Origin of the sequence: Exiguobacterium sp. s123, from assembly GCF_018617075.1 — a bacterium.
Lineage (GTDB): Bacteria > Bacillota > Bacilli > Exiguobacteriales > Exiguobacteriaceae > Exiguobacterium > Exiguobacterium profundum.
The window spans coordinates 400928-417061 of record NZ_JACSJL010000001.1; the positions used below are offsets into that span (position 1 = coordinate 400928).

The following is a 16134-nucleotide window of genomic DNA, read 5'->3' on the forward strand; positions in this document are numbered from 1 at the left end:
CTGTCAATACCTCCGTTTACGATCGTTTAACTCCTCCATAAAGGTAACATAATTCTCATAACGAGTTGAAGCAATTTTGCCATCTTCAACGGCTTGTTTAATGGCACACCCCGGTTCATTGATATGGACGCATCCCCGGAACTTACAATCGTCATGTCGTTCCACAAACTCCGGGAAACACCATCTCAGTTCATCCGCCTCGAGTTCTTGCGGGAACTCAAGACTTGAAAATCCTGGCGTATCCGCCACAAGCCCGTCGGCCAATTGAATGAGCGTGACGTGACGTGTCGTATGTTTCCCACGGCCGAGTGATTTTGAGATTTTCCCCGTTGCCAATTCGAGTTCAGGCGCGACCGCGTTCAAGAGTGAACTTTTCCCGACACCTGTTTGACCGGCAAACACGCTCGTCTTCTCTTTGAAGAGTCCCCTTACTTGATCGACCCCATCCGAAAGCTCCGTCGACGTCTCAATCACGTCATATCCGATGGTACGATAGCGGGCGACCGCCTCTTGAATCGGTCCGGTCTCTTCTTCACTGAGTAGGTCCATCTTCGTTAACACGATGATTGGATGAATTTGTTTGGATTCGATCAATACGAGGAATCGGTCAAGCAAATGATAAGAAAACGCCGGTTCTTTCACAGAAAAAAGTAGAAATGCCTGATCGATGTTGGCGATTGGTGGGCGGACGAGATGGTTTTGACGCTCCTCCACCTCTAAAATATAGCCCGTCCCATCTTCCTGATCTTGAATGACCACGTCATCCCCGACGACAGGCGAGATGTTTCGTTTCCGAAAATTCCCTCTCGCCCGACACCGAATCTCTTGATTCGACTCGGTCATCACATCATAAAACCCGCCTTGTAAGCGAATAATCGTTCCTTTCAATATGACTACCTCCCTTAAAAAAGAGGTGACGACACCGTCACCTCTTTATTGTGCCTCTTTGGCCTGTGCATATGTGACTGAATCCGTTCGGACGATTTCACCATCGACTTCAATCGTTGCGGTCCCGACTTCGTCCGGGGCAATAACGAGCGTATACGAATACGTTGTCGTCTCTGTGATGTTATCCCGTAACACTTCAATTTCACCGCGCGCATCGACCGTGCGAATCACGACCTCGACGGCTTTCGGTTTCTTGTCTTTGTCCGGTTGCTCGACTTCGACGCTCACTTCACGTTCGATGGAGACGTCCGTCGGTTCAACCCCTTCCGATACGATGACCGTAAGTTCCGTTCCCGGATCGACTGCCGTACCCGCCGTTGGAAGTTGACGGATGATTTGACCTTTAGGAACACTTGTCGAAAACTCATCCCGTCTCACGATTTTTAACTTGTTTTGATCGGCATAAGTCGATGCCTCGTCAAACGTATATCCCGCGAGATTCGACAGTTCGACTTTGTTGCTTCCTGTCGACACGACGAGCGTCACCGTCACTTCTGAAGGAACGACTTCCTCGCCTGGGTCGAGGGATTGCGAAATCACATCTCCGCTAGCGACTGTTTCCGAAGCTTCTGTTTTGATTTCAAGGTCACTGAATGCCAGATCTTTTAACATGCGTTCAGCTGCTGTTTGGGACAATCCCTCCACATTCGGCATTTCGACGGTTTCTTTCCCGGCCGAAACGACGATGGTCACCGTCGTGCCTCGTTTTGGTTTACGCCCTTGTTGTGGGTTTTGCGAAATAACCTCACCTTCTTCGACGTCATCGCTCGCCCGCTCCGTCACTTCGACGACGAAATCGGCATTCTCAAGTTCAGAAGTGGCATCTCCGATACTCATTCCAACGACATCCGGAACGACGGCTCGTGACATTTCATCGGCGACCACGTATGCCGCAATGCTCCCTCCAATCAGGATCAACACGAGTAAAATCCAAATCCACCATTTGCGTTTCTTCTTTTTTACTGGAGTCACCGCTTCAGGTTCTTGCTCACTAGACGCTGTGACCGGAGTCGGTGTTACTGGCGTCTCTGGTTTTTCTTCAGGTATGACCGGTGTCATGACGAGCGTTTGATCGAACTCATCCTGACTGGCCGGAACACGTCTCGGCTCATTGGCGCGTTCACGGCTTAATGCCGTCATGCAGTCTTTCTTAAAGGCTGCGACCGAAACATGACGGGCACCTGGTGACTTCGACAATGCTTGCATGACGCAGTTTTCGAGTGCCTGTGGAATATTCGGATTCAAGTCCATCGGTCGAATCGGGTCATCTTGCAAATGTTGAAGGGCGACGGCGACGGGTGTCTCGCCAATAAACGGGACACGACCTGTCAACAATTCGTACAGTACGGCACCGAGCGAATAAATATCTGACTTTTCATCAGCAAATTTACCGCGCGCTTGCTCAGGTGAGAAATAATGGACCGAGCCGAGTACGGACATCGTATGCGTCAACGTCGCATTCGACATCGCCACGGCAATCCCAAAATCGGTCACCTTCACGTTACCGTGCTGATCGATCATCATGTTCTGCGGCTTGATATCACGGTGAATGATTCGATTCGCATGGGCATGGTCAATCGCATCACAAATCTGTCCCATGATGCGTAGCGCTTCATCGACAGATATGTATTCCTCTTGCAAATATTGTTTTAACGTCACCCCATCGACATGCTCCATGACGATATAGTACAAATCTTCTTCATCGCCGACGTCATAAATCGCCACGATGTTTGGATGGTTCAGACTCGTAGCCGCATGGGCTTCTCGCTCGAACCGACGTATAAATTGTTCGTTATGTGAGAATTCAGATCGCAACACCTTGATGGCGACGGTTCGGTTTAAGATCTCGTCATGAGCCCGGTAGACATTTGCCATGCCTCCGCTGCCGATTTGTTGTTCGATCCGATAACGATCGTTGATTCGTTCTCCGCTTCGCATCGGATTCATCCTCTCTTTCTATCTGTGAATTGAACGAGGGCGACCGTGATATTGTCGCTTCCTCCCAATTGATTGGCTTCTGCAATGAGTTGCTCCGCTTTTTGTTCGGCGGATGCCGTTTGTTGTAATACGTGTTGAATCGCCACATCGGTCATGTGTGTCGTCAATCCATCCGTACAAATTAAAATCACATCAAACTCAGGGTCAGCGAGCACTTGCACGTCAGGTTCGACTTGTTCGCTTGAACCGATTGCCCGGGTGATGACATTTCGTTTCGGATGAACCCGCATCTCTTCTTCCGTCAATTCACCGAGTTGTTTGAGCACATTGACGTAAGAATGGTCCTCCGTAAGACGTCTTAACTCATTCGCCTGGAGCGCATAGACGCGACTATCTCCGATATGGACGATGACCACCGTTTCTTCATTCCAACAAACAGCTGCCACAGTCGTTCCCATCATGACAAGATTCGACTGCTTCGCAAATTGCAACACTTGATCGTTCGCCAAATCGATGTGGTGGCGGAACCATCGTTCGATTTCGACAGGGGTTGCCGGGAGAGACGGGAACGCCCGTCTAAACTCTTCAATCACGATTTGACTCGCGACCTCTCCCGCTGCATGCCCACCCATTCCGTCTGCAACCAGGGCAATCCCGGTTATGGCATCACCTAAGATTAAAACTGCATCCTCATTTTGTGTGCGTACTTGTCCACGATCTGTTCGAAATGCTAATTCCATCTTTCTGATTACCTCGTTTCTTGTTCGCGCTCCTTCGCTCGAAGCTGTCCACAAGCGGCATCGATGTCCGACCCTTGCTCGCGACGGATTGTCACGTTCACATTGCGGTCTTTGAGCACTTTTTCGAAGGCAAAGATTTGAGCTCGCGGTGTCCGTACATAGTCACGTTCGAGTACATGGTTGACGGGAATCAAGTTGACGTGACATTTGATTCCTTTTAACAGGTCTGCCAAGAGATGGGCATATTCTTCCGTATCGTTGACACCACCAAAGAGTCCATATTCAAACGTGATGCGACGTCCGCTCTTCTCCGTGTAATAACGGACCGCATCCATCAACTTGTCCAAGTCAAAGGCACGGTTGATCGGCATGAGCTTAGTACGCAATTCCGTCGTCGGTGCGTGAAGTGAAATGGCGAAGTTGATTCGCATACCTTCATCGGCAAACTTGTAAATCTTTGGAACAATCCCACTCGTCGATACCGTGATGTGTCGTGCTCCGATGTTGAGTCCATTGTCATGGTTGACAGTACGTAAGAAACGCATTAACTCATCGTAGTTATCGAACGGTTCGCCGATTCCCATGACGACGATAGAGTCGATGCGCTCTCCTGTCGCGTCTAATGCACGTTGTACGTCGAGCACTTGGGCTGTGATTTCCCCGGCTTCTAAGTTTCGTTTCAAGCCGCCGAGTGTCGAGGCACAGAACGTACATCCGATCCGGCAACCGACTTGTGTCGTGACACAAATCGAGTTTCCGTATTCGTGACGCATGAGTACCGTTTCAATTGAGTACCCGTCCTGAAGTTCAAACAAGAACTTGATTGTGCCGTCTTGGGATTCCTGCTTGACCAATTCTTTTAACGTCGTCAATTGGAACGATGCCTCTAATTTGTCGCGAAGCGCTTTCGGAACGTTGGTCATATCATCAAAAGTCGTGACCCGTTTGACGTACATCCAATCATATAATTGTTTCGCACGGAATGCCTTTTCTCCTGCCTCGATCACCCATGCCTCAAGTTCGGGGAACGTCAACGAATAAAGTGACGGTTTTGCGCCTACGAGTGGATTCTTTTCTACTGCTTTTGGATTCATGTTTTATACCTCTTTCTTAAATGCGGCGATATAGAAGCCGTCGGTCCCGAATGTCGTCGGTAATAATTTTAGTTCAGCACGGTCCGATTCCATCATCGGACGAACAGATTGTGGGAGACGACCTTTGAGCGTTTCGTCCCACATCAATCCTTTCGACAGAATATAGTCAGCCTGCGTCTCATTTTCAGACGGGTCGATTGTACATGTCGAGTAAACTAGCGTACCACCTGGTTTGAGCAGTGGCAATACGGCATCAATGATTTGTCTTTGTATCTTTGGTAAGTTTTCGAGTTGAGCTTTGTCCTTCGTCCATTTAATATCCGGCTTTCGACGAATGACGCCAAGGCCCGAACAAGGGACATCTAAAAGAATCCGGTCAAAACTCTCTTCTTCAAACCGTTCACCTGCTAAACGAGCATCAAGGGCAAGTGCGGTCACTCCATTGATGTGTAGACGTTTCGCTTGTTGGTCAATCAATTTTGCTTTGTGCGGATGAAGGTCAAGCGCGGTGAGCGACCCACCTTGCATCCGCTCTGCCGTATGCATCGCCTTGCCGCCTGGTGCGGCACATGCGTCTAGGATGACATCGTCTTTCGACACGCCGAGTGCATCCGCGACAATCATGGAGCTTTCATCTTGAATCGATAGGAAACCTTCCTCGATAAATGGGGTCGCATGGACATTCCCAGACTCTACGACGAGTCCATCTGCCGACAGTTCCGAACGTGACGTCATGACGCCAGCATCAGCCAACCGGTTCATCATCTCATCCACTGAAATGCGCTTTCGGTTGACCCGAATCGTAACAGGAGCAGGTTCATTGTTTAATCGGCAAATCGCTTCTGCCGTTTCCACACCATATAACTCAATCCAATCTGATACGAGCCATTCCGGATGACTGTGCTCGATGGCGATTCGTTCTGCATCGGTCAAGCCACTAAAGTCCGGAAACCCTTCCCGAAGCACATTTCGTAACACCCCGTTTACGAATTTGCTCGTTCCGAGGTGATGACCTCGTTTTTTCGCGATTTCGACCGCCTCGTGTAGGACGGCCCGGTCGGGTACTTTATCAAGATAGAAGAGTTGATAAACGCTCATCCGAAGAAGCGGGAGGACAAACTTGTCTAGCTTCTTCGGCGAACGGATGCGGTCTTTCAAAATATAATCGAGCGTTCCTTTGCGACTGAGCGTCCCATATACGAGTTCGGTATAGAGACCGACATCTTTTGGGGCAACTTTTTTTTGTTTCAATGTATCATTGACGGCAATCGTCGAATACGCGCCGCCTTGTTCAATTTTCATCAGCGTATCAAGCGCTGCTTCACGTACGTTCATGAGTTCCTCCTAATCGGTCGCCAATCCGTAGCTTTTGTCCGGCACCACGCATGAAAGTTGCACCATCCATCCGTTTCTTACCTGCGGGTTGCAAATCGGTCACTTTGATTGCGACGTCGTTCCCTGTCGCCACGACAAATCCGTCTTCTTCCAGACGAACGACTTCTCCCGACTGTCCCGTTCCTGTCGTTTTTTCTCCCATGAACAATTTCACTCGTTCGCCTTCAAGCGTTGAATAGGCCGTCGGGAATGGATTCATTCCTCGAATATGGTTGTAGATGGACTCGCCATGCTTCGTCCAATCAATCTGTTCACGCTCACGGCTGATGTTCGGAGCAAACGTCACGTCTCGCTCGTCTTGAGGCACCGCCTCAATCCACCCTTCCAAGAAGGCCGGAAGCGTACGGATCAGAAGATCGCTTCCTGCTACAGCCAGTTTATCAAATAAAGACCCGACTGTATCCGTCTCTTCAATAGGTACGATGGTATTGGCAATCATGTCCCCTGCATCTAACTTGTCGACCATGTACATGATCGTCACACCTGTCTCAGACTCCCCATCAAGAATGGCTTGATGGATCGGGGCACCTCCGCGATATTTCGGAAGGAGGGAGGCATGTACGTTGATGGCTCCGTGAGGCGGGGCTTCTAGTAAGGCGGTCGGCACGATTTGTCCGTACGCCGCCGTCACAATCAAATCAGGCTTCAGCTCTAAAATTTCTGCATAGTCTGTGCGCACTTTTTCAGGCTGCAACACGGGAATACCGTGACGAAGCGCACACTCTTTTACTGGAGTCGGCTTAAGTTCACGTTTTCGCCCGACCGGTTTATCCGGTTGCGATACGACACCTACGACATTGTATCCTTCTTCAAGCAGTCGCTCAAGTACCGATACGGCGAACGTCGGCGTCCCCATGAAGACGATGCGTTTGTCTTTTCCAGGGTTCGGGACGGCGAGCTTGTCTGTGAACAAGACGCCATCCAAATGATCCATCTCATGTTGAATCGCACGAGCGAAAAAGCCGCTCGCTTGAATCGTATGTGTCCGCCCTTTCAAATCTTGATTCTTGACGACGATCGACTCATGTCGTTCCACGAATCCGAATTCGCCTGGGATGCTCAAACATCCCTCTAGTCCAACTTCTCGACCGGATGTTTCAATGATTTCCGGGTTGATCAAGACGAGCGGTCCCGTCTCATCATCGGTATGGACGACCGCGAGCCGCTGGTTCAAATTGACTTGCGGTGCCGCGACACCAACTCCGTCATACTCATACATCGTATCAAACAATCGGTCGACAGTCTGACGCAATTTTTTATCAAACTTTGTCACCGGTTCGCACGTTACGCGCAAAATGTCATTCGGTACTTCTACTACTTTATACATGTCTCTCCACCTCACATGAATACGTATGGGTTCACATCGATACTCATTTGATATTCTTTCTTGCTGATTGCTTTGGCTCTCGCTTGCTGTAATCGTGCCAGCTCGGCGTAAAGCGTATCGGGTTGTTTCGTTTTAATGAATACTTGATAACGATAGGCGTTCTTCAATTTCGATAACGGTGCCGGCATCGGTCCATTCAAGCGACTATTCTCCACGTGCGCTTGTAAAAAGTCTGATGCGAACAATTCTGCCTCGGCCTTGGCGACAAGGGGATTTTCCGCCGAAAACGTGACGAGCGTTAAAAACCAGTAAGGAGGATGATTTCCGACTTGTCTGAGTCCCATCTCTTTGGCGAAAAATGTCTCATAATCATGTTCACTCGCAGTCTCGATCACATAATGGTCCGGGTTATACGTTTGGACGAACGCCTCACCCGGAAGTTTTCCGCGCCCGGCTCTTCCTGCCACTTGCGTGACAAGTTGGAAGGTGTGTTCGGTCGCCCGAAAGTCAGGCATCCCGAGTGTCGCATCCGCCGCGAGTACCCCGACGAGGGTGACGTTTGGGAAGTCGAGCCCCTTGGCAATCATCTGCGTGCCAAGTAAGATGTCGGCCTCCCCTTCTTCGAAACGACGCAACAACTGCTCATGTGAACCTTTTCGAGACGTCGTATCCTGGTCCATTCGGATGATGCGCGCTTCTGGAATCCGGTTCAACAGTTCCGTCTCGATTTTTTGTGTGCCCGACCCGAACTGTTTGATTTTCTTACTATTGCAGGATGGACACGTCGAAGGCATACCGACCTCGTAACCGCAGTAGTGACACTTCAACCGATCTCCATATTGATGATATGTCAAATTGACGGCACAATGCGGACATGTCATGCCTTCCCCGCAGTCCCGGCACATGACGAACGTCGTGAATCCACGACGGTTCAATAAAATGACGCACTGCTCTTTTTTCTCGATCCGGTCGAGAATCCCTTGGAACAATTCTTCCGAGAACATCGTCGTATTGCCCTTCGCCAACTCTCGGCGCATGTCAATGATATGGACCGGTGGCATCTCACCGCCATACCGTTCTTTCAAATGCAAATAGCGATAGACGCCTTTTTGTGCCCGGGCATACGATTCAAGTGACGGGGTCGCACTGCCTAACACGACAGGACAACCGTGATAACGAGCCCGCCAGATGGCAACATCGCGCGCATGATAGCGCGGGTTCTCTTCTTGCTTGTACGTCGTCTCGTGCTCTTCATCTAAGATGATCAGACCGAGTCGGTCGAGCGGGGCAAAGATGGCAGAACGGGCACCGACGACGACGTCGACTTCATTCCGTTTAATCTTACGCCACTCGTCGTACTTCTCACCTTTAGACAGAGCACTGTGCAACACGGCGACCCGATCGCCGAAACGACGCTTGAAGCGTTTGACCATCATCGGGGTCAAACTGATTTCAGGAACGAGTAAGATGGCCTGCTTGCCTTCATCGATGACTTGTCCGATTGATTCTAAATAGACTTCGGTCTTCCCACTCCCCGTCACACCGTGGACGAGTAACGTCTCACCTGCTTCAGCCTCCTGTATGGCCAAGACGGCACTAGCCTGACTGTCGTTCAATTGAACCGATTCCTCGACTTGCTCGATCGTCGTGTACGGGTCGCGGTTCAACTCGACCTCGGTCAATCGAACCGCTCCGAGGTCGGCAAGTTTTTGCAGTTGTGGACGAGTCAGACCAATTTGACGTAGTGCCGACCAATACATGCGTGGGGTCTCCTTTAGTAGGTTGACCGCTTCAAGTTGCTTTTTCGCACGTTTTGGCACGACCGTTGCATCGAGGAGCTCGACGACGACGTCGGTCTTAACAGTCTTCTTTTCTTTTAAGACGGGCGCTAAGATCAGCTCCCCTTTTTTAGCGAGTCCAAGAATGACCGATTGGACTTCTTTTGGATACTCCGATAAATGCGTTCCGAGGCGGACCCCATCAGGCACATACCCTTCTTTGATTTCTTTGTCATAACTCACCTTGAGCGCGGCCGGAAGCATCGCGAGCAGGGCGGATGAACGAAAGCAAAGTGTCGTCTCTTTCACATGAATGGATAAAGCGAGCAGTTCATCGGTGAGTGAAGATTCCTCATCTAACAGCGCTTCTAACGGTTTTAATCCATCTCTCGTCCCATCTGACGTACCGACGACAATCCCGAGCAGACGACGGGACCCGAATGGGACAGAGACGCGCATGCCCGGTTCAATCAAAGCCTCAAATTGTTCAGGTACTTCGTAATCAAACGGACGATCAATCGTGATCACCGGTGCATCGACATGTACATGTGCAATCATCGGACCGCTTCCTTAAAGTGTGTGAGCAACTCGAACGCTAACTGTTTCTTCGACTGTTTCGGAAGTCGATGTGTCGTCCCGTCTGCATGGAACAAGACGACCTCATTGTCGTCCGCCCCGAATCCAACGTCACTGCCAGACACATCGTTCGCCACGAGGTAATCGACGTTTTTCCGCTTCAGCTTAGCTGCCGCATGCTCCTCGAGTCGTTCCGTCTCAGCAGCAAATCCGACCAACACTTGATGGGTCTTCTTCTCACCGAGTGATTTTAAAATGTCTGTCGTTTCTTCAAGTTCGATCATGAGTGGACCGTGAACTTTTTTATGTTTTTCCGAATGCACCGTTTTCGGACGATAATCCGCAACTGCCGCCGATTTCACGACAAGGTCTGAAGCCTCAAAGCGGCTCGTCACTTCGCGCAGCATCTCCTCACTTGACTTGACGGGAACCGCTGTCACGCCATCTGGGACAGGAACTTGAAGCGGGCCATGGACGAGCGTGACACGGGCGCCCATGTCTCGAGCCACCTCAGCGAGTGCGACGCCCATTTTTCCAGACGAATCATTGGATAAGTAACGGACGGGATCGATGCGTTCGACAGTCGGGCCAGCCGTGATCAAGACATCTTTTCCAAGATATAGTTTCGGAACGAATTGGCTTTCGATGATGCGAACCAAGTCTTCCGGTTCAGGCAGACGTCCCCCGCCAATCCATCCGCAAGCCAAGTTGCCGACACCGGGTTCAATCAACTGATAGCCGTATGATTTTAGCGTCTCGATGTTGCGCTGTGTGGCAGGATGTTCGAGCATGTTCACATTCATCGCTGGTGAGATGATGACCGGGCACTTCGCAGCCAAAATGGACGTCGTAATAAAGTCATCCGCAATCCCGTTCGCCAATTTTGCAATCGTATTTGCCGTCGCCGGGGCCACGACAATCAAATCGCTCGAGTCGACGACATCGATATGTGCAATCTTTGTCGGGTCATGCTCTTCGAACACGTCCGTATAGACCGGGTTGCGACTGAGCGCCTGGAAGGTCGCCTGACCCACGAATTGTTCTGCCGACTTCGTCATCGCGACGCGAACATTCGCTCCGGCTTGAACCAATTTCGATGTGAGCGCACACGCCTTATAGGCGGCGATGCCACCACTCACACATAACAAAATAGTACGATCCTTCACCATTCCCAAACTCCCCCTTATAGACAATGAGACCCAAGTCGCAAACGACTTGGGTCACACTTCATCCGTTGTTTTTTTCGTTCACGATGATTGTCGTATCACCCGAAAATAGTTCTTCTAACGCTTGACCGACCGGCTTATATGATTTTGGCTCGGCGACTTTCGGTGCTTTTCCATCTTGAATCTGACGCGCCCGTTTTGCAGCGACCGTAACGATCGTGTATTTTGACGGGATAGTACGTTGTAAGGCATCAATCGAAGGGTATAACATTAAATGACCTCCATCATGGCTTTTTTATAGAGTGACGCAACACGTTCACGTTTACAATGCTCGGCTGTCACGATCGCTTTAATTCGATCGATGGCTTTGTCGACCTCGTCGTTCGTGACGACATAGTCGTAGGCGTCCATCAACTCGATTTCTTCACGCGCGACGAGCAGGCGTTGCTTAATGACTTCTTCTGACTCCGTGCCTCGTCCGATGAGACGATTGCGAAGTTCTTGAAGGCTTGGTGGTGCCAAGAATAAAAAGACGGCTTCTGGGAGAAGTTCCTTCACTTGGAACGCCCCTTGCACCTCAATTTCAAGAATGACATCTTGGCCGCTTTCGAGCGTTTCACGCACCCACTCTACAGGCGTCCCGTAATAGTTACCTACAAATTCGGCATGTTCAAGCAGTTCTTTTTGTTCGATCATCCGTTCGAACTCTTCTCTCGATTTGAAGAAGTAATGCACCCCTTCAACTTCCCCTTCACGTGGTTTTCGGGTCGTCGCCGACACCGAATATTGAAGGTTGTTGTCCTCTTCCTCGCGAAGAGCACGGCAAACGGTCCCTTTTCCGACACCGCTCGGTCCAGACAAAACGATTAATAATCCTCGTTCTTTAAAATTCACTGCAAGCCCTCCATCTTCTAACATCACATTTAATTATAATAGCAGTCAATCAATTGTCCCGGCAAGAAGAAGTTCGGATTTCCTACTCCATCGTACCATATTTTCTGTTTTTCTGATAACGTAGAGACAGAAAATGAACAAAGGTGATGAGATCATTGGCTTATGATGGATTAATGACATATCGTGTCGTACAAGAATTACAATCGCTCGTCGGAGGGCGAATCAACAAGGTACATCAACCGTATTCGCTCGATTTGATGCTTCAAATTCGCTCGAATCGTCAGAACGCGCAACTCTTGATATCAGCAAACGCGATGTATGCCCGTCTTCAGTTGACGGATACACCGATTAAAAACCCACAAGAACCGCCGATGTTTTGCATGATGCTCCGCAAACATGTGGAAGGTGGATTCATCACGGCGGTCGAACAAATCGGACGAGACCGTGTCATCGTCATTTCGGTCCGCTCTCGTAACGAGCTCGGCGATGAAGAATTGAAGAAAGTATACATCGAATTGATGGGACGCCACTCGAACGTCGTCTTGACGACAGAAGAAGGCAAAATATTAGATGCCATCAAGCATCTCCCGCCTTCCCAAAACACGTATCGGACCATCATGCCGGGTAGTGACTATCTCCTTCCGCCGGAACAACACAAGTTCGACCCATTGACGGAGATGACAGAAGGATTGAAACGAATCGATTGGAACGCCGGCAAGCTCGATAAACAGATTGTCGCCACGTTCGCCGGCGTCAGTCCGCAAATCGCACAGGAAGTTGTTCATCTCGCAAAAACGCCGAATCGCGACTCCTTACAACAAGCGTTTGAGAACGTTCTTCGTCAACTCGATGGACCCTACGTTTTCCAACAACTTGCGAACGGCAAAGAACGGTTCGCTCCGATCGCGTTGACAGCCGGGGACATCGAATCCGAGGAAACGTATGAATCGAGTAAAGAAGTGCTCGACCGTTTCTACTATGAAAAAGCGAACCGTGACCGTGTGAGACAACAAGCACACGATGTGGAACGGCTCTTGAAATCAGAACTCGAAAAGAATCAATTAAAACGCCGCCGCCTTTTGGATGATTTGAAAGCGACAGAACGGGCAGATGAGTTACAAAAATACGGCGAGTTGTTGACGACGTATTTATTCCAACTCGAGAAAGGGATGCGCGTCGCCGAAGTCGTCGATTATTATGACGAAAACGGTGCAATCCTCTCCATTCCACTCGATCCACTCAAAACACCGAATGAGAATGCGCAGCAATATTATAAGAAATACAACAAATTAAAAGTCGCAAAAGTGGAAGTGAAGAAACAGATTGAGCTGAACGATGCAGAAATCGAATATTTAGAGACGCTTATCGCCCAACTTGACGTCGCGTCACCGTCCGACCTTCTTGAGATTCGCGAAGAACTCGCAGAAGAAGGCTACATCCGTCAAAAACGACAAAAGAAAAAAGCGAATCCGAAGATTTCGCTTGAAGCGTATACGTCCTCGACCGGAATAGAGTTCTTTGTCGGGAAGAACAATACGCAAAACGACCATCTGACGTTCAAATTCGCACGCCGTGACGAGATTTGGCTTCATGTTAAAGACATCCCAGGGTCTCACGTCATCATTCGTTCGACCGAACCGGATGAAACGACATTACTTGAAGCCGCATCAGTCGCCGCCTACTTCTCGAAGGCACGCGCATCGAGTGGCGTGCCTGTCGATTACACACGCGCCCGCTTCGTGAAAAAACCGAGCGGTGCGAAACCCGGGTTCGTCATCTACACGGATCAACAGACCGTCTACGTGACTCCGGATGAGCAATTGATGAAGTCATTGAAACAATCGTGAACATGAAGACCCGCCATCGTGATGGCGGGTCCAGACTATAGACAAAGTATAGGTCTAATGTCTTTTATATGCCCAACCCGGACACGGCTCGCTTTCCTAGGGGCAAGCAGGGAGCCGCATCGCGACTGCGTCACTGCTGGGTCTCCCTTTGCTTGCTATTCCCTCAGGAGTCTCGCCTGCCCGTTCTTGGTCACCTTTTGTCCTTCATCCCATATAATGGTGTGAGAAGAACACACAGGGGCGGATCTGATGATCAACAAGTCGACACAATCCATCCTTCACGGTCTGACGAACGGAACGGATGTTGAACGGCGGCCCGAGGCGGATGATCGCGGGATTGATGACGGGCGGGCTCGGCGTTTACCTTCCCTTTCCCCTGATACATCGATTTGAAGTAAGTATCGAGCTTTTTCTTCGGTCGTCGAGGCCTTGGAAGAAGACAAACGGCCGCCAGATGACGACCGTTTGCGTTGCTCGCCCGACGGCGCCCCGACTCCTTCAGGAAAGCAATCCGACGGAGACCCAGCAGCGACCTAGGTCGCGATGCGGCTCCGGGATTGCCTGCGGAAAGCGTGGGCGCCGGAAGGACGAGTTCGAACATGTTATTTGTCAACAAGCTGGACCCGTCATGTCATGGCGGGTCTTCTACGTGTAGAGGGTTCACGTTTTCGGATCATGCTTGAACGCCTCGAGCTGTTCATGATAGTCGAGCAAATGCCCGTATAAAATTTCTGAAACGGATAAATCTTCATGTGGAAGTTTGAAGAGTGAATAGGGCTTGTCACATGTATAGAGAATGTCGTGATGGTGTGCCAGTAAGTATAAGAACTCAGACTCAAACGCCTGTCGCTCTTCCTCACTCATCAAAAGGAAAGCTTCTCGATGCTCGGCGAGACTCTCTAGCAACAAGACAAGCTTGTCTTCAAGGTGAATCAACAAACGGTATTGTTTGATCGTCATATATTTCAATTTGACGTTCGTCACTTTCATGTCCTCTTGAAGCATCATATGAAGCTCTTGATGGCCAAGGATGCGGGCTCGCGTCTCGAGCAGTTCTGTCGGGGAACCGACGAGCTCTCGCCAATGATGGAACAGATAAGAAGAAGTCTTACGTACCTCGTTCAACAATCGGTCCTCATAACGGGGTGGCATGAATGCGTAATTGACACCGAGTGAAACGAACACACCGACCGCTGTCAATAACGAACGGGTCCACGCATAATGGAAGAAGTCCGATGTAGGACTTTCGAGCATCATGACGATGGCAAACGCTGCATACGTCGACATATGGGTCTTATCGAACGTCGTGTTGAGTGTGAGCGAAACGATGACGGCTAATCCGATCGAGAGCGGATTGACACCGAACAAATAGACGATGAAAAGTCCACACATAAGACCGACGACCGTTCCGAATATACGACTGAACACGATTTTAGATGACCGCTTGACGGTCGGTTGCATCGCCACGACTGCTGCGATGGCCCCCATCCCTGAATAGATCCCGAAGATATACCACGAGATGGCGACGGTGATGGCGACGGCGATTCCGGTTTTTAACGTACGTAACCCGACTTTCGGGATGTATCGTTTTCCATTCATTTCAGTTCGACCTTCCCTGTCTCAGAAATCAGTTCCACCACCGGTCGATTCGATGTCGACAATTGATACACACCGGGTTCGACTTCTTCGTAACGGTCGCTACTCGAGACTTTTCCAGTCGTCGTCACGTTCACTTGTCCTGTCGCATGTTTCGGCGCGTAACTGAGCGTCCCGGCTTCCGTCTGGATGGTCATCGCTTGATTGACGACGACATCGCTGATAGTCGCATGACGATAGGACCGAATGTCACCGGTCACAAGTCGTGCCGATTCGATGGTCGTATCGCTTTTCGATTCAATCCGCAGTCGATCACTATCAATCTGTTTCAAATTGACGGCATTCACATCCATGACAATCGTCTTCGCATTCAACCCTTGTCCTGTCACCTGCTCCGCTCCTAGATGAACCGATGTCATCGAGCTCGGCAAAGCGACTTTAATCTTATAGCGCGACGGTTCATCACTCGCTCGACTTCCGAAATAGCTGAACCAGCCATATCGCTCGACGACGTAGATCGTGTCACCGACTGATTTGACTTTGATGCGGCGTTCTTTCGAATTGGTCTGCATCACTTCAATCTGTACCTTTTCATTTGGACTACGAACAAATTCCACGTTCCCATGGTCTGTTTCGAGTCGCAACTTCTTCATTTGATATCGGTCTTCATACTGGTCTCCTAGCGCTAATAGATGACTGAATACAAATAAATTCACAAAAAAGAGCGCTGGGATGATGGTCAAGACGAGACCGAAGGCGATTTTACGATGTTTTGGAATTGCACGAAATCGTGCGTTCCATGTCTTCTCTTTGCTTCTTGAATACGCCATATGCC

Annotated in this window: 14 protein-coding genes; 2 read left to right on the forward strand and 12 right to left on the reverse strand. The window is 49.9% G+C overall.

The window, feature by feature from the left end:
- Positions 1 to 3 precede the first annotated feature (3 nt).
- Genes rsgA through gmk form a run of 10 tightly spaced genes read right to left on the reverse strand, consistent with a single transcriptional unit; the run spans position 4 to position 11880 of the window.
- Positions 4 to 891: a ribosome small subunit-dependent GTPase A gene (gene rsgA / locus KNO72_RS02110; RefSeq protein WP_214684887.1), complete on the reverse strand. Its 888-nt coding sequence runs from the start codon at positions 889 to 891 to the stop codon at positions 4 to 6.
- A 42-nt stretch (positions 892 to 933) separates the two neighbouring features.
- Positions 934 to 2886 carry a Stk1 family PASTA domain-containing Ser/Thr kinase gene (gene pknB, locus KNO72_RS02115; RefSeq protein WP_214684500.1) on the reverse strand — a complete coding sequence of 651 codons (1953 nt, stop codon included), beginning with the start codon at positions 2884 to 2886 and terminating at the stop codon, positions 934 to 936.
- A 5-nt stretch (positions 2887 to 2891) separates the two neighbouring features.
- Positions 2892 to 3626, reverse strand: coding sequence for a Stp1/IreP family PP2C-type Ser/Thr phosphatase (locus tag KNO72_RS02120; protein ID WP_214733691.1), 735 nt, complete (start codon positions 3624 to 3626; stop codon positions 2892 to 2894).
- Between the two features lie 8 nt (positions 3627 to 3634).
- Positions 3635 to 4720, reverse strand: coding sequence for a dual-specificity RNA methyltransferase RlmN (gene rlmN, locus KNO72_RS02125; protein ID WP_214757122.1), 1086 nt, complete (start codon positions 4718 to 4720; stop codon positions 3635 to 3637).
- A gap of 3 nt (positions 4721 to 4723) precedes the next feature.
- On the reverse strand, positions 4724 to 6055 hold the full coding sequence (gene rsmB, locus KNO72_RS02130) for a 16S rRNA (cytosine(967)-C(5))-methyltransferase RsmB (RefSeq protein ID WP_078146672.1): 1332 nt from the start codon (positions 6053 to 6055) through the stop codon (positions 4724 to 4726).
- Positions 6042 to 7442: a methionyl-tRNA formyltransferase gene (gene fmt / locus KNO72_RS02135; protein WP_214757123.1), complete on the reverse strand. Its 1401-nt coding sequence runs from the start codon at positions 7440 to 7442 to the stop codon at positions 6042 to 6044. The genes rsmB and fmt overlap by 14 nt, the downstream gene beginning before the upstream one ends.
- An 11-nt stretch (positions 7443 to 7453) precedes the next feature.
- A complete protein-coding gene (gene priA / locus KNO72_RS02140) occupies positions 7454 to 9778 on the reverse strand; it encodes a primosomal protein N' (protein ID WP_214757124.1) in 2325 nt (774 codons plus the stop codon).
- Entirely contained in the window at positions 9775 to 10965 is a 1191-nt protein-coding gene (coaBC, locus tag KNO72_RS02145; protein ID WP_214733689.1) for a bifunctional phosphopantothenoylcysteine decarboxylase/phosphopantothenate--cysteine ligase CoaBC, read from the reverse strand. Before coaBC ends, priA begins: the two co-directional genes overlap by 4 nt.
- Positions 10966 to 11023: 58 nt before the next feature.
- Positions 11024 to 11233 (reverse strand): DNA-directed RNA polymerase subunit omega, encoded by a 210-nt coding sequence (gene rpoZ / locus KNO72_RS02150; protein WP_015881337.1) that lies wholly within the window; start codon positions 11231 to 11233, stop codon positions 11024 to 11026.
- Positions 11233 to 11880 (reverse strand): guanylate kinase, encoded by a 648-nt coding sequence (gene gmk, locus KNO72_RS02155; RefSeq protein ID WP_031421596.1) that lies wholly within the window; start codon positions 11878 to 11880, stop codon positions 11233 to 11235. The genes rpoZ and gmk overlap by 1 nt, the downstream gene beginning before the upstream one ends.
- A 131-nt stretch (positions 11881 to 12011) precedes the next feature.
- On the opposite strand from gmk, the gene KNO72_RS02160 reads away from it, so the two are divergent.
- Positions 12012 to 13703, forward strand: a complete 1692-nt coding sequence (locus tag KNO72_RS02160; protein WP_168169841.1) for an Rqc2 family fibronectin-binding protein — start codon at positions 12012 to 12014, stop codon at positions 13701 to 13703.
- A gap of 249 nt (positions 13704 to 13952) precedes the next feature.
- A complete protein-coding gene (locus tag KNO72_RS15585) occupies positions 13953 to 14096 on the forward strand; it encodes a hypothetical protein (protein ID WP_251028254.1) in 144 nt (47 codons plus the stop codon).
- A 267-nt stretch (positions 14097 to 14363) separates the two neighbouring features.
- Here KNO72_RS15585 and KNO72_RS02170 read toward each other — a convergent pair whose 3' ends face one another.
- Positions 14364 to 15302, reverse strand: coding sequence for an FUSC family protein (locus tag KNO72_RS02170; RefSeq protein ID WP_214757125.1), 939 nt, complete (start codon positions 15300 to 15302; stop codon positions 14364 to 14366).
- Positions 15299 to 16129 (reverse strand): hypothetical protein, encoded by an 831-nt coding sequence (locus KNO72_RS02175; protein ID WP_214733687.1) that lies wholly within the window; start codon positions 16127 to 16129, stop codon positions 15299 to 15301. Before KNO72_RS02175 ends, KNO72_RS02170 begins: the two co-directional genes overlap by 4 nt.
- Positions 16130 to 16134: the final 5 nt, after the last annotated feature.